Here is a 19,443-nt window from a genome sequence, read left to right on the forward strand (position 1 = left end):
CTTTCCTACAAGCGGGGCGACAAGCGCCTACACACCAGATCGCCCTCGGCATTCATCATCCGCGCCGTTTTCGCCTTCACGAAAGCAGGCCATGCGCGAATCCGACGCTCGCTCCTCGTCCGACGGTCCCCGGGAACTGCTGACCCTGCGCCATGCGGTGCTGCTGATCGTCGGCGTGGTGATCGGGGCGGGCATCTTCAAGGCGCCTTCACTGGTGGCCCAGATGACCGGAAGCCCGGGCTGGATGTTCACCGCCTGGGTGCTCGGTGGCGTCGTGTCCCTCATCGGCGCGCTCTGCTATGCCGAGCTGACCACGTCCTACCCGAGCGTGGGCGGTGACTATCACTTCCTGCACCGCGCCTATGGCCGCAAGGTGAGCTTCCTTTTCGCCTGGGCGCGTTTCTCCGTCATCACCACCGGCTCCATCGCGCTGCTGGCCTTCGTGTTCGGCGACTACATGCAGCAGGTGGTGCCACTGGCCGGCGACACGGCAACCGGATCGGCGCTCTATGCGGCCGCGGTGATCGCCGTGCTGTGGTGGATCAACGCGCGCGGCCTGCTGGCCGGCGCCTCGGCGCAGTCCTGGCTCACGGCGCTGGAGATCGGCGGGCTGCTGCTCGTGTTCGCCGCGGCGCTGTGGGTGCTCGGCGGCCTCGCGCCCCAGGCCAGCGCGCCCGCGGCGGCCGCCTGGTCCTTCGGCGCCGCGCCGGGCTGGGGCGGCTTCGGCCTGGCCATGGTGTTCGTCCTGCTCGCCTTCGGCGGCTGGAACGAGGCCAGCTACATCAGCGCCGAGCTCAAGGACAGCCGACGCAGCATGGTCAAGGTGCTGGTCGTGTCCATCATCACCATCACCGTGCTGTACCTGATGGTGACCTGGGCCTACTGGCGGGTGCTGGGCCTGTCCGGCATGGGCAAGTCCGAGGCGGTCGCCGCCGACGCCATGCGCGTGGCCTTCGGCGCCACGGGGGAGACGGTCATCTCCATCCTGGTGGCCATCGCGGCGCTCAGCTCCATCAACGCCACCATGATCGTGGGCGCGCGCACCAGCTATGCCGCCGGCTGCGACTGGCCGCCGCTGCGCCGGCTGGCGTACTGGGACACCGGCCGCGGCAGTCCCGCGGTGGCGTTGACGGTGCAGAACGCGGCGGCCCTGCTGCTGGTGCTGGTGGGGTTCTGGAGCGGCAACGGCTTCCGCTCGATGGTCGAGTTCACGGCGCCGGTGTTCTGGCTGTTCTTCCTGCTGGCCGGCCTGTCGCTATTCGTGCTGCGCTGGCGCGAGCCGCGCACGAGCCGGCCGTTCAGCGTGCCGCTCTATCCCGTGCTGCCGGTGATCTTCTGCCTGACCTGCGGCTACATGCTCTGGTCGAGTCTGTCGTATGCCTCCAGCCAGCAGCTCGCAGGCCTCAATGCCGGCTGGATCGGCGTGCTGGTGCTGCTGTCCGGCGCGGTGCTGATGGTCCTGCTGGAGGCGCGCCGGCCGGTGCGCGTGTCCACCGATGTCAACTGAGTTCCTGAAAGGAGTGCGCGATGCATGGCCGTGAGTTCGATGAAAAGCGCGACGGGCCGCAGTGGGGCCGGCGGCCGCTGCTGCTGGCGGGACTGGGGTTGCTGACGGTCCCGAGGCTGTCCTGGTCGCAGGGCGCGAGCACCGCGCCGGCCCTGGACGTTCCCTATGTACCGACGCCGCAGCCGGTGGTGGACCGCATGCTGGAGATGGCCAAGGTCAACTCGCGCGACGTGCTCTACGACCTGGGCTGCGGCGACGGGCGCATCGTGATCACGGCCAGCAAGCAGCACGGGGCGCGCGGCGTGGGCATCGACCTCAATCCGGTGCGCATCGAGGAGGCCAAGGCGAACGCGAAGCAGGCCGGCGTGAGCGGCAAGGTGGACTTCCGCGTGGGCGACCTGTTCGAGGCCGACTTCTCCCCGGCCACCGTGGTGACGCTCTACCTGCTGCCCAACATCAACCGCAAGCTGCGACCGCAGCTGTGGCGCCAGCTCGACGTGGGCACCCGCGTGGTCTCGCACGCCTTCGACATGGGCGAGGAGTGGCCCCCCGAGCGGGTGGACAAGATCGACCACCGGACGCTGTACCTCTGGACCATCCGTCCCGAGCACAAGCGCGCGTAGCCGTCGGCCTGGCGGCGGCCCCGCGGCCCTATGCTGCGGGCATGGACGACGACATCGAAGCCCTCCGCACGGAAGTGCGCCATCTCATCGCGATGAACGCGGCCGCCTACGTGGCGATCACCTCGCTCGTGGCGACCCACCCCGAGCCGCGGCAGTTCCACCTGCACCTGGTCTCGGCGCTCGAAGGCGTGCTGGCGTCCGAGCGGCTTGCGCGCTGGACCGAGGAGCAAAAGGAGATCGTGCGCCGGGTGGTCGAGACCTTCCAGGGCGTGCGCCCGGCCGACCCCATCGACCCGCTGGCCGGGGTCGGCGGGCGCGGGCCGGCCTGAGGCGTCCTCTCAGCCGGCCATCCACGCCCAGGCGAAGACGGCCGCCCCGCCCGCGATCAGGTAGGCCACGCAGGGGCCGACGGTGCGGCGAAGGATCTCGGACTCGCGGCCGGCCAGGCCCACGGTGGCGGCACCCGCCACGATGTTGTGCGGACACACGATGTTGCCCACGGCCGCGCCGAAGCCCTGGGCTGCGACCATCAGCACCGCGGGCAAGCCCAGCGCCTGCGCGGTCTGCGCCTGCAGCGTGGTGAGCAGCACGTTGGAGGCCGTGGCCGAGCCGGTGACGAAGCTGCCGAGCGCGCCCACCGCCGGCGCTACGGCCGGCCAGCCGGCGCCGATGGCCCGCACCGCCGCCTGCTGGATCGCGTCGATCATGCCGGCGTGCACCATCAGGCGCGACAGCCACAGCATGGCCAGCAGCGCCACGCTCACCGGCACCAGGCGGCGCGCGGCGCCGGCGAGCGGTGCGCGCAGGCGCGACAAGGGCACGCCCTGCAGCGCGGCCCCCACGAGCAGGCTGAGGAACAGCAGCGTGCCTGGATGGGCCAGCGGCGACATGCGGCCGGTAAAGCGGTCCAGCCACCGCCATTCCAGGGTCCAGTCCCCCAGCGCGGCTGCCACCGGCGGCACGGCGCGGGTGGCCAGCACCAGCAGCACCAGCACCGCATACGGCCAGAAGGCGGGCAGCAGGGCGGCGGTCCCGGCCGGGGCAGGGCGTGCCGGCGAAGCCCCGCGGGTACGCAGCAGGAGCACGAAGGCGCCGCCGCCGAGCAGCGCCGCGCCCAGGGTCGCGAGTTCGGGCCCCAGCAGCGCGGCAATGGCCAGGCTCGGCGCGAGGAAGGCGAGGGCCGCCAGTGCGGACCAGCCGAGCGGCGGGGCGCCGATGCCTTCCGGCGCGCTCGCAAGGCTGCGCTGCAGGGCCGCCATCATCACCGCGCCGGTGAGCGCATGCAGGGCTGCCGTGCGCCAGGCGATCGCCCCCGCATCGAGTTCGGTCAGCGCCACCTGCGCCATCACTGGCGTACCGAGCGCGCCGAAGGACACGCCCACCGCATGGCCCAGCAGGGCCAGCACCACGGCCTGCACCACCGGCACGCCCAGGCTCAGCAGAAGCGGGGCGGCCAGCGCGACCGGGGTGCCGAAGCCGGCCGCGCCCTCCATGAACAGCGCCGCGAACCAGCCCACGAGCAGCACCTGCAGGGCGGGACGTGCCGAGACCTTGGCCAGGCCCGAACGCAGGCGGTCGAGGGCGCCGCTGTCCTGCTGGTGCTGGTGCAGGGCCAGTGCGGGCCAGAGGATCCAGAGGATGGTGGCAGCGGTGAACGCGGCTTCGGCCAGGGCGCCGGCCAGCACGGCCGTACCCCCGTCGTCATGATCGAACACCGTGAGCACCAGGGCCGCGGTTAGCGCGCAGCCAGCCAGTCCTGCCCGCGCGGCGGACCAGCGCAGCAGCAGCATGAGCACCAGGATCAGCAGGATGGGCGAAGCGGCGAACAGGGCCATGGCGACGACGGGACGTAGGAGCCATCTTGCCTGTTCCGTCGCCGGGTGGACGTGCCGGCGGCATGGTGCGCGGTCAAGAATGACCTGAGGCTCCCGCACGGGCGCGTGGGCAGGTACCTGCATTTGGCGAAGGAGATGGGTATGCATCGGGTTCGGAACGTCGGCGGCTGGGACCGCGACCTTCGCATCGGGCTGGGCATTGCGGCGCTGGCCTTCGCGGCCTTGCCACGTGCCGGCTCGGGACCCCGCGTCGGGGCGCTGGCCGTCGCCGCCATCGCGCTGGGCACGGGCCTGTCGGGCTACTGTCCCGCCAACCAGGCGCTGGGCATCGACACCTGGCGGGTGCCGCTCGATTGACGGCCGACCATGGCGGCGACGCGATGAGCAGGCCGATCGAGGACTACGGCTTCATCGGCAACATGGCCAGCGGCGCCCTGGTGGCGCTCGACGGGTCCATGGACTGGCTGTGCCTGCCGCGCTTCGACAGCCACGCCTGTTTTGCGGCGCTGCTGGGCGAACCGGGGCACGGGCACTGGCAGATCCGGCCGGTCAGCGACGACTTCCGGGTGAGCCGCCGCTACGACCCGGGCACCGCGATCCTGGAGACCACCTTCGAGACCGCGGAGGGCCGCGTGACGTTGATCGACTTCATGCCCTTCACCGACAAGGAGCATGAAGTGGACGTGGTGCGCCTGGTGCGCGGCGATGCCGGCACGGTGCCCATGCAGATGCGGCTGGTGATCCGCTTCGACTACGGCCTGATCGTCCCCTGGGTGCGCCGGCGGGACTACGGCCTGAGCGCAGTCGCCGGCCCCGACGCGCTCCAACTGGTCACGCCGGTAGAGACGCACGGTGAGAACGCGAGCACCGTCGGCGCCTTCGAGGTGCAGGCCGGCCAGACCGTGCCCTTCACGCTGGGGTGGCGTCCCTCGCACTGGCCGGAGCGCAACATGGCCGATCCGCAGGCCCAGCACGCCCGCACGGCCACCGAGTGGCGCCGCTGGTCGGGGGCCTGCAAGTTCGGCGCCGGGCGTTCGGACCACTGGCACGAGGCCGTCGTGCGCTCGCTCATCACCCTCAAGGCGCTCACCTTCGATTCGACCGGCGGCATCGTCGCGGCGCTCACGACCTCGCTGCCCGAGAAGCTGGGTGGCGTGCGCAACTGGGACTACCGCTACTGCTGGATCCGCGACGCCACCCTGGCCCTGTACGCGCTGCTCACCTCCGGCTACCGCGACGAGGCGCGCGCGTGGCGCGAATGGCTGCTGCGTGCCGTGGCCGGTGATCCGCGCCAGCTGCAGATCATGTACGGCATCCATGGCGAGCGGCGCCTCACCGAGCTGGAGCTGCCCTGGCTTCCGGGCTACGCAGGCAGCCAGCCGGTGCGCATCGGCAACGCGGCGTTCGCGCAGCGGCAACTGGACGTGCCGGGCGAACTCATGGACACGCTGCACGTGGCGCGCAAGTTCGAGCTGGAACGCAGCGAGCATGCCTGGGCCCTGCAGCGCACCATGCTCAACGAGCTGGAACGCGAATGGCAGCTGCCGGATGAAGGCATCTGGGAAATGCGGGGCGGCCAGCGCCACTTCACGCACTCGCGGCTCATGTGCTGGGTGGCCTTCGACCGCGGCATCCGTGCCGTGGAGGAGTTCGGCCTCGAAGGCCCGGCCGAACGCTGGCGCGGTGTGCGCGAGGCCATCCGCGCGGACATCTGCCGCCATGGCTGGAACGAGGCCAAGCGCAGTTTCGTGCAGTACTACGGCGGAACCTCGCTGGACGCGTCGCTGCTGCTCATGGCGCAGGTGGGTTTCCTCTCCGCCCGGGATCCGCGCTTCATCTCCACCGTGGCTGCCATCGAGCGCGAGCTCATGGTCGATGGCCTGGTGCTGCGCTATCGCACCGATACCGAGGAGGACGGCCTTCCGCCGGGCGAGGGCGTGTTCCTCGCCTGCAGCTTCTGGCTGGCCGACGCCTACGTGATGATGGGCCGCCGCGATGACGCGCAAGCCCTGTTCGAGCACCTGCTGTCGCTGCGCAACGACCTGGGCCTGCTGGCCGAGGAGTACGAGCCGCGCCTGGGCCGGCAGCTGGGCAACTTCCCGCAGGCGTTCTCGCACATCGCGCTGGTCAACACGGCCAACAACCTGGCCAGCGCGCACGGGCCGGCCGAGCAGCGGGCCGAGCATGACGGGCAGGGCGAGGAGGAGCCGGGCTGAAGCGCCGCGGGCCCCATCCGCCCCCAACCGTTCGGGCCGAGCCTGTCGAAGCCCATCGAGCGAGACCCACCACGCGAGCCCTCCTTCGAAGGGTCGCCGAAGCGCTCAGCCGGCCAGCACGCGCAGTGTCGCCTCGACCGTCTGGCGCAAGGCGGTCAGCACGGCCTGGTCGGCCGCGGACGGTGCGCCGCTGAACGTGGTCTCCGCGTCACGCGCGGCAGCGGAGAGCTGCTGCGCCCCCACGGTGCCGGCGTTGCCCTTGAGGGTGTGCGCGAGGCGATGCGCCTCCTTGCGGTCGCCGCGCTGGCAGGCGAGGTCCAGGGCGCCGAGGGTGCGCGGCGCATCCTGGCGGAAGCGGTCCAGCACCTTGGCATACAGCGTGGCGTCGCCGCCCAGGCGCGCCAAGGCGCCGGCCCGGTCGATCTCGATGCGCCCGTTCGCGCCAGGCGCCACCGCGCCCGCGCCGGGCCGGCGCGTCGCCACCTCGACGGGTGAGCCGGGCCGGGTGAAGCGCAGCAGCGTGGCCACCAGCTCGCCGGCGTCCACCGGCTTGCTCAGGTGGGCGTTCATGCCGGCGGCCATGCAGGCCGCGCGGTCGGCGGCACTGGCATTGGCCGTGAGCGCAATGATGGGGATCTCCTGGAAGCCCACGATCTGGCGGATCTCGCGCGTGGCTTCGAGGCCGTCCATGTTGGGCATCTGCCAGTCCATGAGGATGGCGTCGTACTGGCCATTGGCGACGATGGAGGTCAGGGTGTCCAGGCCGTCCACCGCGATCTCCACCAGTGCGCCCTGCGCCAGCAGCAGGTCGCGCGTGACGATCTGGTTGTTCTCGTTGTCCTCGGCCACGAGGATGCGCAGGCCCTGCAGCGGGCGGCCGCCCGGCTTGAGCGCGCCCCGGGCGGCCGGGGCGGCCGTTCCCTGCGCGCGCTCCAGCGCCTCGGCCAGCAGGGACGCGGTCGCCGGCGTGGACACGAAGGCGCCGAGCTTGCGGCGCTGCTCGTCGGAGAGCCGGTCGAAGCGTTCGCGGTGTCCGATGGGGCCGTGCACGACCACGGCGAGCGGCCGCCCCGGCAAGGTATCGACCGCGCGCAGCGCCGCATCGAAGGGACTCGACGGGTCGAGGTCCGCCTGGACAAGGAGGCCGCCGATCTGGCGCGACTGCGCGAGCAGGTCCAGCATCTGCCCGGCCGATTCGGCCTCGCTGACCTCCCAGCCCAGTTGCTGCCCGATGGCGACCAGGGCCCGGCGCGTGGTCGGGCGGCTGTCGGCGACCAGCACGCGCAGGCCTTTCGTGGCCACGGGTGCGCCGCTGACGGCGGCGCTGCGGTCGATGGGCAGGCGCAGGCGGAAGCCGAAGCGGCTGCCTTGCCCAGGCTGGCTTTCGGCGCGCAGCTCGCTGCCCATGAGCCGCAGCAGCTCGCGGCAGATCGCCAGGCCCAGGCCGTTGCCGCCGAAGCGGCGCGTGCTGGCCGCGTCCGCCTGGCCGAACTCCTGCATGAGGGACTTGAGCTGTTCGGGCTCGATGCCGATGCCCTGGTCCGTCACCGTGATGTCCAGGGTCACCTCGGCGTCGCTGCGCTCCACCAGCGCAATGCGCAGGGATGCCGGCTTGTCGTTGCCGAACTTGATCGCGTTGCCGCCCAGGTGGTAGAGGATCTGGCGCAGCCGCCGGTCGTCGCCGACCAGCTGCTGCGGCAGGCCCGGGTCGAACTCGAAGACGAACTCCTGAGGCCTGTCGCCCAGGGTCGCCGCGAAGGTGGCCGCCAGCTCGCGCAGGAGCTGCTCCAGCACGAAGGGGCGGGGCGCCAGCGTGACGCGGCCGGCCTCGACGGCGGCGAAATCCATGATGTCGTCCACCACGCCCACCAGCGAGCGCGCAGCGTCGCGCGCGTGGGTCAGGCGCTCGCGGGCGCGGGCGTCCAGCTGCGAATCCTCGATCAGCTGCAGCATGCCCAGGACGGCATTGATGGGCGTGCGCAGTTCGTGCGCCATGTTGGCGGCGAAGCGGTGGCGGCCCTCGACCGCGCGCTGGCCCTCGTCGCGGACCTGCCGGTACTGCGTCATGAGCAGCTCCGACTGCGCGCGGCTGCGCCGCAGGGCGTCGATGGCCTGGCGCTGCGGGCCGGCGTCCAGCACGGTCATGGCCATGCCGCCATCGGGCAGGCCAACGACGTGGATCTCCAACGCGGTGCCGTCGCCCAGCGTCCGTTCCAGCTTGCGGGACGCCTGGGAGGGGCGGCCGTCCATCAGCATCAGTCCGCCGGGCTGGGCCGCCGTGCTGCCGCGTCGGGTGAGCTCCACCAGCGCCGGGAAGTCCAACGGCCGCTGCAGGTCGCCATCCGACAGCCGCAGCAGCGACTGGAAGCGCGGATTGCATCGGACCAGCCGCTGTGCATCGTCGAAGAGGCCCAGGCCGTAGGGCAGGGTGTCGGTGAAGGGGGGCCAGGCCGGCGAGTCGGTGCGTACGGACAGATCGGGAGCGGGGCGATTCATGGTGGGGACTGCTGCGAAGCCTGGGCGTGTCAAGCGGCGGGCGAAGCCCGGATTGTGCGTCAGCCCGTGTCCGGCAGCGAGTGAATGTTGGCGGGACGACGCGCGCGTTCCGCGCGCACCACGGCCGGCATTGAATGCCGACGCCGCAGGTCCCGCCTTGTCAGGCCTTCGCGCGGCTGCCCGCAGCGGACGGGGCGATCTGCGCGAGCAGGGTGGCCATGCGCGCCGTGCTCATGGGCTTGACGAAGTGGTAGTCGAAGCCCGCCTCGCGCGACTGGCGCATGTCCAGTGGCTGCCCGTAGCCGGTGAGGGCCACCAGGGTGGCGCGGCGGGTGCGGGGACTGGCGCGCAGGCGGCGCGCGAGCTCGTAGCCGTCCATCTCGGGCAGGCCGATGTCCAGGATGTACACCTCCGCCGGGGAACGCTGCGCCGCCTCCAGGGCCCCGGTGGAGCCGGTTTCCACGTGCGCCCGGTGGCCCTGCATGGACAGCCAGGTCGCCAGCATCTCGGCGGCGTCCGCGTTGTCGTCCACGACCATGATGTCCAGGCTGCGGCCCGAGCTGGCCAGAGGCTCCGGCGCCGGCGAGGGCACCGGCATGACGGGCGCCTGTGCCAGGGGCAGGCTCACGGTGAAGGTGCTGCCGGAGCCGGGCCCTTCGCTGTGCACGGTGATGTCGCCCCCGTGCAGGCGCGCCAGGCTGCGCGCCAGCGCCAGCCCGAGCCCCAGCCCGCCCTGGGACCGGTCGGGCGTGCGCTTGGCCTGGGTGAACAGGTCGAAGAGCTGGGGCAGCAGCTGCGGGTCGATCCCGCTGCCGTTGTCGTGCACCGTGAGCAGGGCCTTGTCGCCCCGGGCGGCCAGCGCCAGGCCGATGCGCCCGCCTTCCGGCGTGTACTTGGCCGCGTTGTTCAGGAGGTTGGAGACGACCTGGAGCATGCGCACGGGGTCGCCCAGCACGAAGACCGGCGCCGGGGGCAGGGACAGCTCCAGCTGGTGGCCGCGTGCCTCCAGCTGGGGGCGGGTCTGTTCCAGGGACTCCTGCACGACCTGCTGCAGGTCCAGCAGCTCGCGCTTGATGTCCACCAGCCCGCGTGTGACACGGGAGACGTCCAGCAGGTCGTCCACCAGCGCGGTCATGTGCGTGACCTGCCGGGCGATCAGCTCGCCGGCCTTGAGCACGCGCCCTGCGTCACCGGGCGCCATGCGCAGCACCTGGGCCGCCGTGCTCAGGGGCGCGAGCGGGTTGCGCAGCTCGTGGGCCAGCATGGCGAGGAATTCGTCCTTCCGGCGGTTGGCCAGCTCCAGCTCCTCGCGGGCACGCTTCTGGTCGTCGATGTCGGTCAGCGTTCCCAGCCAGCGCAGCAGGCGGCCGCCCTCCCCATGCACCGGCAGTGCCCGGGCCAGCACCCAGCGCCAGGTGCCGGTGTGATGGCGCAGGCGGTACTCGGCCTCGAAGATCTCGCCGCTGGCCAGGCAGGCGCGCCAGTCGCGCACGGCCAGCGGCATGTCGTCGGGATGGACCTGCCGCGACCAGTCCGTGGCCTCGGCGTCCTGGGGCGTGAGGCCGGTGAAGTCGAACCAGCGTTCGTTGACGAAGCTGACCTGCCCGTCCGGCGCGGTGGACCAGACCATCTGCGGGATGGTGTTGGTCAGGGCGCGGAAGCTGGCCTCGCTCTCGCGCAGCTCGCGCTCGGTGCGCAGGCGGGCGTCGAGGTCCTGGCGGGCCTCGCGCAGCATGAGGACCTGCACCACGCTGGCGGCAAGCTTGACCAGGAGCGTGCGCTGCGTCTCGTCCAGCCGGCCGGGCTGCGGACCGATCACGCACAGCGTGCCGATGCGCTCCCCCGTGGGCATCTCCAGCGGCGCGCCGGCGTAGTGGCGCACCTTGAGCGGCCCGGTGACCAGCGGGTTGTCGTGGAACCGCTCGTCGGCCTGGGCGTCGGCGATTTCAAACAGCGCCTCGCCGCTGGTGATGGCGTGGCCGCAGAAGGAGATGGTGCGGGAGGTCTGGAAGCCCTGGGGCAGCCCCACCGCCGCCTTCATCCACTGGCGTTCCTCGTCCACCAGGGAGATCAGCGCCACGGGCATGCCGCAGACGCTCGAGGCGAGGTCGGTGAAGCTGTCGAGGACGGGCTCGGCGCCGGTGTCCAGCACCCCCAGCGTCGTCAGCCGGCAGAGGCGCTCGTCTTCGTTGGCAGGCAGCGGTGGAAACTTCATGGCGAACACGCTCGCTGCGGGCGGGAGGAGAACATAGCACGGAGGGGGTGAAGCGGCGAACCGCGCGACGGCAACTCTGGCAGGACTTACCGCGTGAGCATGTACATCGGGTGAGTTCCTTCGTACTATGACGAGCGGAAACCACGGGGGGAGAAAGCATGGATCTGCTCATGGGCCTGGCGCTCGCGGCCGCCGGCATGTGCGCCGGCGCGGCCGTGTCGGCGCTCATGCTGCGCCTTCGTTCGCAGGCCATCCTCCAGGCCGCGGTGGCCCAGGGCCGCTCGGCGCTGGAGATCGAGCTGGCCGCCGGACACGAGCGGCTGCTCGCCTGCCAGGGAGAGCTCGCCCAGGCGCGCGCGGAGGTCGCGCGCCTGGGCGAGGCGGCCGAGCGCTGGCGCAAGACGGCCAATACGGCCGCCGCCGACCAGGCCCGGCTGGCCGAACGTGCGAGCCGGCTTTCAGCGCTGGAGGCCGAGTCGGCGCGGCAGGCCCTGCAGGTGAGCATGAGCGAAGAGCAGTTGCGGCGCCTGGCCGCCAGCGAGGCGCACAAGGATGAAGCGCTGCGCGGCGCCCAGCTCCAGCTGCAGCAGCAGGAGCTGGCGCAGGGCGCCCTGCAGACCAAGCTGGAAGCTGCGGTGAAGGCACTGCACGAATCCAGCGAGCGGCAGGCCGTTCTGCGGGAGCAGGTGTATCGCGCCACCGCACTGGAGCAGCAGCTGCGCGATGCGCAACTGCGCTGGGCCACCACGCAGCAGCAGCTGGCGGACCTGCGTGAATCCGCGGCCCTGGAGCACCGGCGGCTCGCCGCCGAACTGTCCGAGGCGCGAACGGCGGCCGAGCAAAGCGGCCGGGAACTGGCGGCGGCTCAGGCGCTGGAGGCGGCCGCGCAGGCCCGCGTGGCGGCACTCGCCGGCGACCTCGCCGCGATGCGCAGCCCGGCCCGGCGCGAGCCACCCGCGTTCACGTTCCCGGGACCCGAGCATGGCCAGCAGGACGGGTGGGCGCAGGCGCTGTTCGAGTGCGCCCGCTCCCGGCTCGGCCTCACGCTCCAACCTGCTGCGGCCGGCGGGCTGCAGGTGCTCGCCCTGCCGCAGGGCGTGCGCCTGCTGCTGGACGCAGGCACGGAAGACGAGGACCCCGATCAGGCCCCGCAGGCCGACGTCGCAGCGCAACGCAGCGAGCGCCTCGCCGCGCTGCGCAAGCGGGTCGACGCCGCCGCCACGCAGCTCGCAGCCGAAGCGGGCGGGCAGCCGCACGCGTGCCTGGCGATCGTGTTTCTCGCGCAGGAGTCGCAGTTCCTGCAGGCGGTGGCCGAGGACGAGGGCCTGTTCGCCTGGGCCTGGCAGCGGCAGGTGATGATCGCGGGACCGACCACCCTGTACTTCACCTTGTGGCTGGCCCTGTTCGCCGCCGCTGGCGCCCCGGCCGACGAGGTGCCGCCGCCTTCCTGCCGCACGGCGGACTTCGCTGCGGACCTCGAGGCGCTGGGCGAGCAGCTCGCCGCAGCGAACGAAGTCCTGCATGCAGCACGGGCGCGCCTGCGAGCCAGCCCCGTCCGCCTCGAAGCGCAGGCCGCGGCGCTGCTGCAGGCGTGAGGGGATGGATCACCGGCCGCGCCGCTTCATCGGCGCTCGTACTGGGTCTTGCCGAACAGGTTCTCGCGCGACTGCTGGTCGGTGATGGGCTTGCGCAGTTCGGCCATCACGGCCACGCCGCGCTGCACGGCGGGGCGCGCGGCGATGCCGTCGAACCACTTGTGCAGGTGCGGGTAGTCGGACAGTTCCACGCCCTGGTTCTGCCAACTGCGAAGCCAGGGAAAGGTGGCGATATCGGCGATTCCGTAGTCGTCGCCGGCCAGGTAGGCGCTTTGCGCGAGCCGCTTGTCGATCACGCCGTAGAGGCGCTTGGCTTCGTTGGTGTAGCGGTCGATGGCGTAGGCGATCTTCTCGGGCGCGTAGAGGCGGAAATGGTGCGCCTGTCCCAGCATGGGGCCGACGCCGCCCATCTGGAACATGAGCCACTGCATGGCGTCAAGGCGCGCGCGCGGTGCGCTCGCCAGGAAGCGGCCGGTCTTCTCGGCCAGGTACAGCAGGATGGCGCCGGATTCGAACAGGGCGATCGGCTGGCCGTCCGGGCCCTCGGGATCGACGATGGCCGGGATCTTGTTGTTCGGGCTGATGGCGAGGAACTCGGGCTTGAACTGATCACCCTTGCCGATGTTGACCGGATGGACCCGGTAGGGGAGGGCGCACTCCTCCAGCATGATGTGGACCTTGTGCCCGTTCGGGGTCGGCCAGGAATGCACGTCGATCATGGTTGCCTTTCTCTCGTCGCTTCGGTTCCAATCGGCGCTCACTGTAGGCCAATCCTTGCGTCCGATGTTTTCCCTGGTCCGAAAGGCCGCACGCGCGCTGCGCCGCCCCGTCCGAAGCGAAGGCACGGTAGCCGGCCGCGCCTGGGAGCTCAGGGTCGGCCCGTCCGGCCGCGGCTACATCGAAGGCCAGGAACTGCTCGGTCGCTGCGAGATGGGACTGCCCGCCGAGGTGTCGGTGGTCGTGATGCGCCGCACGCTCAAGGAGTCGCTGGAGCGCAGCACCTACGAGCGCTACATCGACGCCGACCAGACCCTCGCCGGTGGCCTGCCCGAGGAGGTGCGCTGGCTGTCCACCTTCCAGGAGCTGCGCTGGCCGCAGCTGCCGCGGGAGTTCTGGCGCGAGTGGTCCGTGCTGGCCGACGAGCAGGCCCACGCCGTCGCGTGGCTGGATGGCTCGCTGGCCGCGCTCCTGATGGACTGGCCCGAGCTGGCGCCCGGTGTGCCGGTGGTGCTCACGGTGCTGCGCGGCCGGGTCTATCTGCGCCTGCAGCACCAGCCCCGGCTGGAAGCCAGGCAGCGGCACGCGGCCAACGTGCTGGAGCGGGCCTGCCTCGCGGCTGCCCGCACCTGGAACACGCCCAGGCCCGGGCCGGCCTGATCAACCCCCGCGCGTGATCGGCACGGGCGCGTCGGCACCGTAGGCCGAGTACTTGCCCAGCTCCCACTTGGCGATGGCATTGCGGTGCACTTCGTCCGGCCCGTCGGCAAAGCGCAGCGTGCGCGCGTGGGCGTAGGCGTAGGCGAGGGGGAAGTCGTCGCACATGCCGCCGCCGCCGTGCACCTGCATGGCCCAGTCGATGACCTGGCAGGCCATGCTCGGGGCGACCACCTTGATCATGGCGATCTCGGTCTTGGCGACCTTGTTGCCGGCCGTGTCCATCAGCCAGGCGGCCTTGAGCGTGAGCAGGCGCGCCATGTCGATGCGGCAGCGCGCTTCGGCGATGCGCTCCTGGGTGACCGTCTGCTGCGCCACGGTCTTGCCGAAGGCGGTGCGCGAGGAGGCGCGGCGGCACATGAGTTCCAGGGCCCGCTCGGCCTGGCCGATCAGGCGCATGCAGTGGTGGATGCGGCCCGGGCCCAGGCGGCCCTGCGCGATCTCGAAGCCGCGTCCTTCGCCCAGGAGGATGTTGCTCGCGGGCACGCGCACGTTCTCGAAATACATCTCCACGTGGCCGTGCGGCGCGTCGTCGTAGCCCAGCACGTTCAGGGGGCGAACGATGCGGATGCCGGGGGAGCCGGCGGGCACCAGGACCATGCTTTGCTGCGAATGGCGCGGCGCTTCCGGATCGCTCTTGCCCATGGTGATGAAGACCTTGCAGCGCGGATCGCCCGCGCCGGAGATCCACCACTTGTGGCCGTTGACGACGTACTCGTCCCCCTGGCGCTCGATGCGGGTCTCGATGTTGGTGGCGTCCGAGGAGGCGACCTCGGGCTCCGTCATGGCGAAGGCGGAGCGGATGCGCCCTTCCAGCAGGGGCAGCAGCCACTGGCGGCGGTGCTCTTCGCTGCCGTAGCGGGCGATGGTCTCCATGTTGCCGGTGTCCGGCGCCGAGCAGTTGAAGACCTCGGGCGCCCAGGGCACGCGGCCCATGATCTCGGCCAGGGGCGCGTACTCCTGGTTGCTCAGGCCCGCGCCCTCGACCCCGGCGATCGTCGCCGTGTCCTTGGGTAGCCACAGGTTCCACAGGCCGGCGTCGCGCGCCTTCTGCTTGAGGCTTTCGATGACCTCCAGCGGCGTCCACCGCTTGCCGGCGGCGGTGTTGGCCGCGAGTTCGTTGGCCAGGGCCTTTTCGCTGGGATAGACGTGCTCGTCCATGAACTTCAAAAGGCGCGCACGCAGTTCGTGGGTCCGGGGGGAGTAGTCGAAGTCCATGGGGATTCCTTTACGGTGGAAGGGTCAGGCCTCGCGGGCGAAGCGCCAGGCCATCTCGGCGAGGCCCCGCGCGCCCGCGCCGGAGCTGGCGGCCTGGGCGCTGGAGGCCGTGCCGTCGCGGGCGCGGCGGGCGATGCCCTGCAGGATGGCGGCCAGGCGGAACAGGTTGTAGGCGAGGTAGAAGTTCCAGTCCTCGCGCAGCGCCTCGGGCGTGGCCAGGCCGGTGCGTTGGCACCAGCGGCGGATGTACTCGTCCTCGCGCGGGATGCCCAGCGCGTCCAGGTCCAGGCCGCCGATGCCACGGAAGGCGCCCGGCGGAATGTGCCAGGCCATGCAGTGGTAGCTGAAGTCCGCCAGCGGGTGGCCGAGCGTGGAAAGCTCCCAGTCGAGCACGGCGATCACGCGCGGCTCGGTGGGGTGGAACATCAGGTTGTCCAGGCGGAAGTCGCCATGGACGATGGAGACCTTGCTCTGGTCGCGCGCGCCGGCCGGCAGGTGCGCGGGCAGCCATTCGATGAGCCGGTCCATCTCCTCGATGGGATCGGTGATGGAGGCCTGGTACTGCTTGCTCCAGCGGCCGATCTGGCGCTCGAAGTAGTTGCCCGGCTTGCCGTAGCCGGCCAGGCCGCGCGCGGCGAAGTCGACCGTGTGCAGCGCCGAGATGACGCGGTTCATCTCGTCGTAGATGGCCGCGCGTTCGGCCGGGCTCATGCCCGGCAGCGACTGGTCCCACAGCACGCGGCCCTGCATGAACTCCATGACGTAGAACGCGCGCCCGATGACGGATTCGTCCTCGCACAGCACGTGCATGGTCGGTACCGGGACGTCGGTGCCCGCGAGTCCGCGCATGACCGCAAACTCGCGCTCGATGGCATGGGCCGAGGGCAGCAGGCGGGCCACCGGGCCGGGCTTGGCCCGCATCACGTAGGCCCGTGCGGGCGTGAGCAGCTTGAAAGTGGGGTTGGACTGGCCACCCTTGAACATCTCGACGGACAGCGGGCCCTCGAAGCCGGGCAGGTGTTCGCGCAGCCAGGCCTCCAGGGTAGCGGTGTCGAAGGCGTGCTGCTGCGACACCGCGCGCGTGCCGACGAAGCCGGAGTAGTCAGTGGCCACCGTGCGCCTCCTTCAGTCGTCTTCCGTAGTGGCGATGCGCATGAGCGCATCGCGCTCGCGGATCACGAGCCCACCCGGTTCGATGCGGATCGCTCCCTCGCGCTCCATGGCCTTGAGCTCCTGGTTGACGCGCTGGCGCGAGGCGCCGAGCAACTGCGCGAGTTCCTCCTGCGCCAGCTGCAGGCCGATGCGGATGTCCTTGCCATCGCCCAGGCAGGGCACGCCGTAGCTGCGCACCAGGTGCAGCAGCTGCTTGGCCAGGCGCGCGCGCAGGGGCAGGGTGTTGAGGTCCTCGACCAGGCCGAAGAGCTGGCGGATGCGCCGTGCCTGCAGCCGCAGCATGGCCTCGTAGAGCTCCACGTGTTCGGCGAGGATCTTGCGGAAGTCGGACTTGCTGACGCACAGCAGCGTGGTGTCGCCATGCGCATAGGCGTCGTGCGTGCGCTGGTCGCCGTCGAAGATGGCCACGTCGCCGAACCAGATGCCCGGCTCCACGTAGGCCAGCGTGATCTGCTTGCCCGAGATGGAGGTCGAGCTCACGCGCACCGCGCCCCGGGCACAGGCGATCCACTCCTGCGGCGGGTCGCCCCGGGCGGCGATGAGGTCGCCGTCCTTGTAGCGTTTGACGAATGCGCATCGAAGAATGTCGTGGCGTAGCGAAGGCGAGAGGGAGGAGAACCAGCGGCCCCCGTTGATCGCCTCCCGTTCCTCGATGGTAAGAATGGGTTCGTCCATGGCTTGTCGTGTCAGCGACTGGCCGCCTCGTCCCCTGTCGCCTCGGGGACGCGCGGCCGGTCTTGTCTCTCGTTGTTGGCTTGCGGTGGCTACTCGTAGTGCGGCTTCGTCTTCTTCAGGAAGGCCTCGATGCCGATGCCGCCGTTGGCATGGTGCAGGTTGGCCACGAAGTGATCGCGCTCGCGGCCGAGCTGCTCGGTGAGCGTGGCATGCGGCGCTTCGTTGATCAGCTCCTTGATGCTCGCCAGCGCATTGGGCGCGCGGGCGTTCAAGCGCTCCGCCAGGTCCATCGCATCGGCCAGCGCCGCGCCCGGCGCGCTGATCCGATTGACCACGCCCAGTGCCTGCAGGCGCTGCGCCGTGATGCGCTCGCCGGCCAGCAGCAGTTCGCTCGCGAGCTGGCGCGGCAGCATGCGGCCCAGGTGCCAGCTGCCGCCGCCGTCAGGCGACAGCGCGACGTTGGAATAGGCCATGAGGAAGACGGCGTTGTCGGCGGCGACGATCAGGTCGCAGGCCAGCGCGAGCGAAAAGCCGGCGCCCGCGGCCGCGCCCTCCACGGCGGCGATGACCGGCTTGGGAAAGGTGCGGATCGCCTCGATCCAGTTGTGCAGGCCTTCGATGCTCTGGGCCTGCACCTCGGGTGGCTGGCGACGCCGCTCCAGCAGGCGCTGCAGGTTGCCGCCGGCGCAGAACTGCGCGCCCTCGCCGGTGATGACGACGCTGCGTACCTCCGGCAGTGTCTCGGCCACGCTGAGGGCCTCGATGCCGGCGGCGTAGATCTCGGGACCCAGCGCATTGCGGAACTCGGGGTCGCTCAGGGTGAGGACGAGCGTGCCGTCCTGGCTGGCGCTGCGAAGTTGTGCGGCCATGTTCAATCGTCCTGAAGAAGCGACAGGCCGATGGCGCCGCGCCGGCGCAGCCAGGGGCTGGGGCGGTAGCGCGGGTCGCCGTAGACCGTCTGCATGTTGAACAGCACCTCCAGCACATTGGCCGGGCCCCAGCGGTCGCCCATGGCCAGCGGTCCGAGCGGGTAGCCCAGGCCCAGGGTGACGGCGGTCTCCAGGTCGGCAGGCGAGCAGATGCGCTGCTGGCAGATGTCGCTGGCGATGTTCACGATGGCGGCGACCACGCGCTGCGTGACGAAGCCGCCCGAGTCGCGGATCACGCTCACCGCCTTGCCGTCGCGTGCGAAGAGGGCGTGCGCGGCCTCGCGCATGTCCGGTCGGGTGGCCGGGTTGGTGGCCAGCACGCGGCGCCGGGTGGCGGCGTCCTCGACCAGCAGGTCGATGCCCACGGTGCGCGCCGGATCCAGCCGCTCGACCACCGCCACGGTGGTCACGTCGAAGCCCAGCGGCGCCACGAGCGTGAGGGCCTGGGCCGAGGGCGACTGGCCGGTCTCGATGCGCGCGCCCAGGTCCTTGAGCAGCTGGTACAGCTCGGCGCGCCGGGCCGCGCGGGTGGACACCCAGACCGGCGGCAGCTCGCCGACCTGCGGCACCGGCGGCTCGGGCGGCACCTGCGCCTTGCCGTCCTCGTAGCGGTAGAAGCCTTCGCCGGTCTTGCGCCCGAGCATGCGGCCGGCCAGGCGCTGCGCGGTGATGACGCTGGGACGGTAGCGCGGCTCGTCGTAGTACTGCCGGTACACCGACTCCATGACGGGGTGCGAGACGTCGAGGGCGGTGAGGTCCAGCAGCTCGAAGGGCCCGAGCTTGAAGCCGACCTGGTCGCGCAGGATGCGGTCCACGGTGGCGAAGTCGGTCACACCCTCGGACACGATCCGAAGCGCCTCGGTACCGTAGGCGCGACCGGCGTGGTTCACGATGAAGCCGGGCGTGTCCTGCGCCTGCACCGGCGTGTGGCCCATCTCGCGTGCCAGTCTTGCCAGGCGCTCGCACACGGCCGGGTCGGTGCGCAGGCCCGCAATCACCTCCACCACCTTCATGAGCGGCACCGGGTTGAAGAAGTGGAAGCCGGCCAGGCGCTGCGGCTGTTTCAGCGCGGCGCCGATGGCGGTGATGGAGAGGGACGAGGTGTTGCTCGCCAGGACCGCCTCGGGCGAGACGATGCCTTCCAGCTTCGCGAACAGCTCCTGCTTGACGTCCAGCCGCTCGACGATGGCCTCCACCACCAGGTCGCAGCCGGCCAGTGCCTCCAGCGTCGCCGCGAGCTTCAGGCGTGACTTGCACTGTGCCACCGCCTCGTCGTCCATGCGCCCCTTCTCTCGCAGGCGCTCCCATTGCGCGCCCAGGTCTTGTTGTGCTCTAGCGACGGCCTCGGCTTGGGTGTCGAAGAGAAGAACGTCACAGCCGGCCTGCGCGGCGATCTGCGCGATACCGCGCCCCATCGCCCCGGTGCCGACCACGCCTACGGTGTTGAAGCTGGTTTGCATCGGCCGATTATCGGCGTCGCATAAAAGCGAATCCGCTGGTCTGCGTCTTAGAACGAAGGGATACTGC

16 protein-coding genes are annotated in these 19,443 nt (G+C 71.1%); 7 read left to right on the forward strand and 9 right to left on the reverse strand.

All coding sequences use genetic code 11. The annotated features are described in order from the left end of the window. Positions 1–91: 91 nt before the first annotated feature. The 3 genes from EZ242_RS03045 to EZ242_RS03055 are packed head-to-tail and all read left to right on the forward strand — an operon-like array spanning position 92 to position 2,459. Entirely contained in the window at positions 92–1,507 is a 1,416-nt protein-coding gene (locus EZ242_RS03045; RefSeq protein WP_135283622.1) for an APC family permease, read from the forward strand. 20 nt (positions 1,508–1,527) lie between these two features. Next, positions 1,528–2,130, forward strand: a complete 603-nt coding sequence (locus EZ242_RS03050) for an SAM-dependent methyltransferase (RefSeq protein WP_135283623.1) — start codon at positions 1,528–1,530, stop codon at positions 2,128–2,130. Between the two features lie 41 nt (positions 2,131–2,171). Next, positions 2,172–2,459, forward strand: a complete 288-nt coding sequence (locus EZ242_RS03055) for a hypothetical protein (RefSeq protein ID WP_135283624.1) — start codon at positions 2,172–2,174, stop codon at positions 2,457–2,459. A 9-nt stretch (positions 2,460–2,468) separates the two neighbouring features. Here EZ242_RS03055 and EZ242_RS03060 read toward each other — a convergent pair whose 3' ends face one another. Then, complete coding sequence (locus tag EZ242_RS03060; protein ID WP_135283625.1) at positions 2,469–3,965, reverse strand: L-lactate permease; 1,497 nt, start codon at positions 3,963–3,965, stop codon at positions 2,469–2,471. A gap of 141 nt (positions 3,966–4,106) precedes the next feature. Between EZ242_RS03060 and EZ242_RS03065 the strand changes: the two genes are divergently transcribed. Continuing rightward, positions 4,107–4,322, forward strand: a complete 216-nt coding sequence (locus EZ242_RS03065; RefSeq protein WP_135283626.1) for a YgaP family membrane protein — start codon at positions 4,107–4,109, stop codon at positions 4,320–4,322. 23 nt (positions 4,323–4,345) lie between these two features. Next, positions 4,346–6,181 carry a glycoside hydrolase family 15 protein gene (locus EZ242_RS03070; RefSeq protein WP_135283627.1) on the forward strand — a complete coding sequence of 612 codons (1,836 nt, stop codon included), beginning with the start codon at positions 4,346–4,348 and terminating at the stop codon, positions 6,179–6,181. A 105-nt stretch (positions 6,182–6,286) separates the two neighbouring features. On the opposite strand, the gene EZ242_RS03075 is transcribed toward EZ242_RS03070, so the two are convergent. Beyond that, positions 6,287–8,677 (reverse strand): response regulator, encoded by a 2,391-nt coding sequence (locus tag EZ242_RS03075; RefSeq protein WP_135283628.1) that lies wholly within the window; start codon positions 8,675–8,677, stop codon positions 6,287–6,289. Between the two features lie 160 nt (positions 8,678–8,837). Beyond that, the gene (locus EZ242_RS03080) at positions 8,838–10,892 is read right to left on the reverse strand and encodes a hybrid sensor histidine kinase/response regulator (RefSeq protein WP_135283629.1); all 2,055 of its coding nucleotides are present in this window, start codon (positions 10,890–10,892) and stop codon (positions 8,838–8,840) included. A gap of 158 nt (positions 10,893–11,050) precedes the next feature. On the opposite strand from EZ242_RS03080, the gene rmuC reads away from it, so the two are divergent. Then, positions 11,051–12,487 (forward strand): DNA recombination protein RmuC, encoded by a 1,437-nt coding sequence (gene rmuC / locus EZ242_RS03085; protein WP_135283630.1) that lies wholly within the window; start codon positions 11,051–11,053, stop codon positions 12,485–12,487. A 26-nt stretch (positions 12,488–12,513) separates the two neighbouring features. Here the strand turns inward: rmuC and EZ242_RS03090 are convergent, their stop codons facing one another. After that, entirely contained in the window at positions 12,514–13,206 is a 693-nt protein-coding gene (locus tag EZ242_RS03090; RefSeq protein WP_135283631.1) for a glutathione binding-like protein, read from the reverse strand. Positions 13,207–13,270: 64 nt separating this feature from the next. Between EZ242_RS03090 and EZ242_RS03095 the strand changes: the two genes are divergently transcribed. Then, positions 13,271–13,864 (forward strand): hypothetical protein, encoded by a 594-nt coding sequence (locus EZ242_RS03095; protein ID WP_135283632.1) that lies wholly within the window; start codon positions 13,271–13,273, stop codon positions 13,862–13,864. Here EZ242_RS03095 and EZ242_RS03100 read toward each other — a convergent pair whose 3' ends face one another. The 5 genes from EZ242_RS03100 to EZ242_RS03120 form a co-directional block, all read right to left on the reverse strand. Continuing rightward, positions 13,865–15,139: an acyl-CoA dehydrogenase family protein gene (locus EZ242_RS03100; RefSeq protein ID WP_135283633.1), complete on the reverse strand. Its 1,275-nt coding sequence runs from the start codon at positions 15,137–15,139 to the stop codon at positions 13,865–13,867. A 24-nt stretch (positions 15,140–15,163) separates the two neighbouring features. Beyond that, positions 15,164–16,252 carry a phosphotransferase gene (locus EZ242_RS03105; RefSeq protein ID WP_135283634.1) on the reverse strand — a complete coding sequence of 363 codons (1,089 nt, stop codon included), beginning with the start codon at positions 16,250–16,252 and terminating at the stop codon, positions 15,164–15,166. Between the two features lie 12 nt (positions 16,253–16,264). Continuing rightward, a complete protein-coding gene (locus tag EZ242_RS03110; protein WP_135283635.1) occupies positions 16,265–16,987 on the reverse strand; it encodes a Crp/Fnr family transcriptional regulator in 723 nt (240 codons plus the stop codon). A gap of 89 nt (positions 16,988–17,076) precedes the next feature. Further along, on the reverse strand, positions 17,077–17,856 hold the full coding sequence (locus EZ242_RS03115; protein ID WP_135283636.1) for an oxepin-CoA hydrolase, alternative type: 780 nt from the start codon (positions 17,854–17,856) through the stop codon (positions 17,077–17,079). 2 nt (positions 17,857–17,858) lie between these two features. Continuing rightward, positions 17,859–19,376, reverse strand: coding sequence for a 3-hydroxyacyl-CoA dehydrogenase (locus EZ242_RS03120; RefSeq protein ID WP_135283637.1), 1,518 nt, complete (start codon positions 19,374–19,376; stop codon positions 17,859–17,861). Positions 19,377–19,443 lie beyond the last annotated feature (67 nt).

This window comes from Ramlibacter rhizophilus, from assembly GCF_004681965.1.
In the GTDB taxonomy this organism is placed as follows: Bacteria; Pseudomonadota; Gammaproteobacteria; order Burkholderiales; family Burkholderiaceae_C; genus Ramlibacter; species Ramlibacter rhizophilus.

Excerpts from the sequence above, each read along its gene's own strand:
- EZ242_RS03045 (WP_135283622.1), top strand. The coding sequence starts at position 92 with ATGCGCGAATCCGACGCTCGCTCCTCGTCCGACGGTCCCCGGGAACTG.
- EZ242_RS03050 (WP_135283623.1), top strand. The coding sequence starts at position 1,528 with ATGCATGGCCGTGAGTTCGATGAAAAGCGCGACGGGCCGCAGTGGGGC.
- EZ242_RS03055 (WP_135283624.1), top strand. The coding sequence starts at position 2,172 with ATGGACGACGACATCGAAGCCCTCCGCACGGAAGTGCGCCATCTCATC.
- EZ242_RS03060 (WP_135283625.1), bottom strand. The coding sequence starts at position 3,965 with ATGGCCCTGTTCGCCGCTTCGCCCATCCTGCTGATCCTGGTGCTCATG.
- EZ242_RS03065 (WP_135283626.1), top strand. The coding sequence starts at position 4,107 with ATGCATCGGGTTCGGAACGTCGGCGGCTGGGACCGCGACCTTCGCATC.
- EZ242_RS03070 (WP_135283627.1), top strand. The coding sequence starts at position 4,346 with ATGAGCAGGCCGATCGAGGACTACGGCTTCATCGGCAACATGGCCAGC.
- EZ242_RS03075 (WP_135283628.1), bottom strand. The coding sequence starts at position 8,677 with ATGAATCGCCCCGCTCCCGATCTGTCCGTACGCACCGACTCGCCGGCC.
- EZ242_RS03080 (WP_135283629.1), bottom strand. The coding sequence starts at position 10,892 with ATGAAGTTTCCACCGCTGCCTGCCAACGAAGACGAGCGCCTCTGCCGG.
- rmuC (WP_135283630.1), top strand. The coding sequence starts at position 11,051 with ATGGATCTGCTCATGGGCCTGGCGCTCGCGGCCGCCGGCATGTGCGCC.
- EZ242_RS03090 (WP_135283631.1), bottom strand. The coding sequence starts at position 13,206 with ATGATCGACGTGCATTCCTGGCCGACCCCGAACGGGCACAAGGTCCAC.
- EZ242_RS03095 (WP_135283632.1), top strand. The coding sequence starts at position 13,271 with ATGTTTTCCCTGGTCCGAAAGGCCGCACGCGCGCTGCGCCGCCCCGTC.
- EZ242_RS03100 (WP_135283633.1), bottom strand. The coding sequence starts at position 15,139 with ATGGACTTCGACTACTCCCCCCGGACCCACGAACTGCGTGCGCGCCTT.
- EZ242_RS03110 (WP_135283635.1), bottom strand. The coding sequence starts at position 16,987 with ATGGACGAACCCATTCTTACCATCGAGGAACGGGAGGCGATCAACGGG.
- EZ242_RS03115 (WP_135283636.1), bottom strand. The coding sequence starts at position 17,856 with ATGGCCGCACAACTTCGCAGCGCCAGCCAGGACGGCACGCTCGTCCTC.
- EZ242_RS03120 (WP_135283637.1), bottom strand. The coding sequence starts at position 19,376 with ATGCAAACCAGCTTCAACACCGTAGGCGTGGTCGGCACCGGGGCGATG.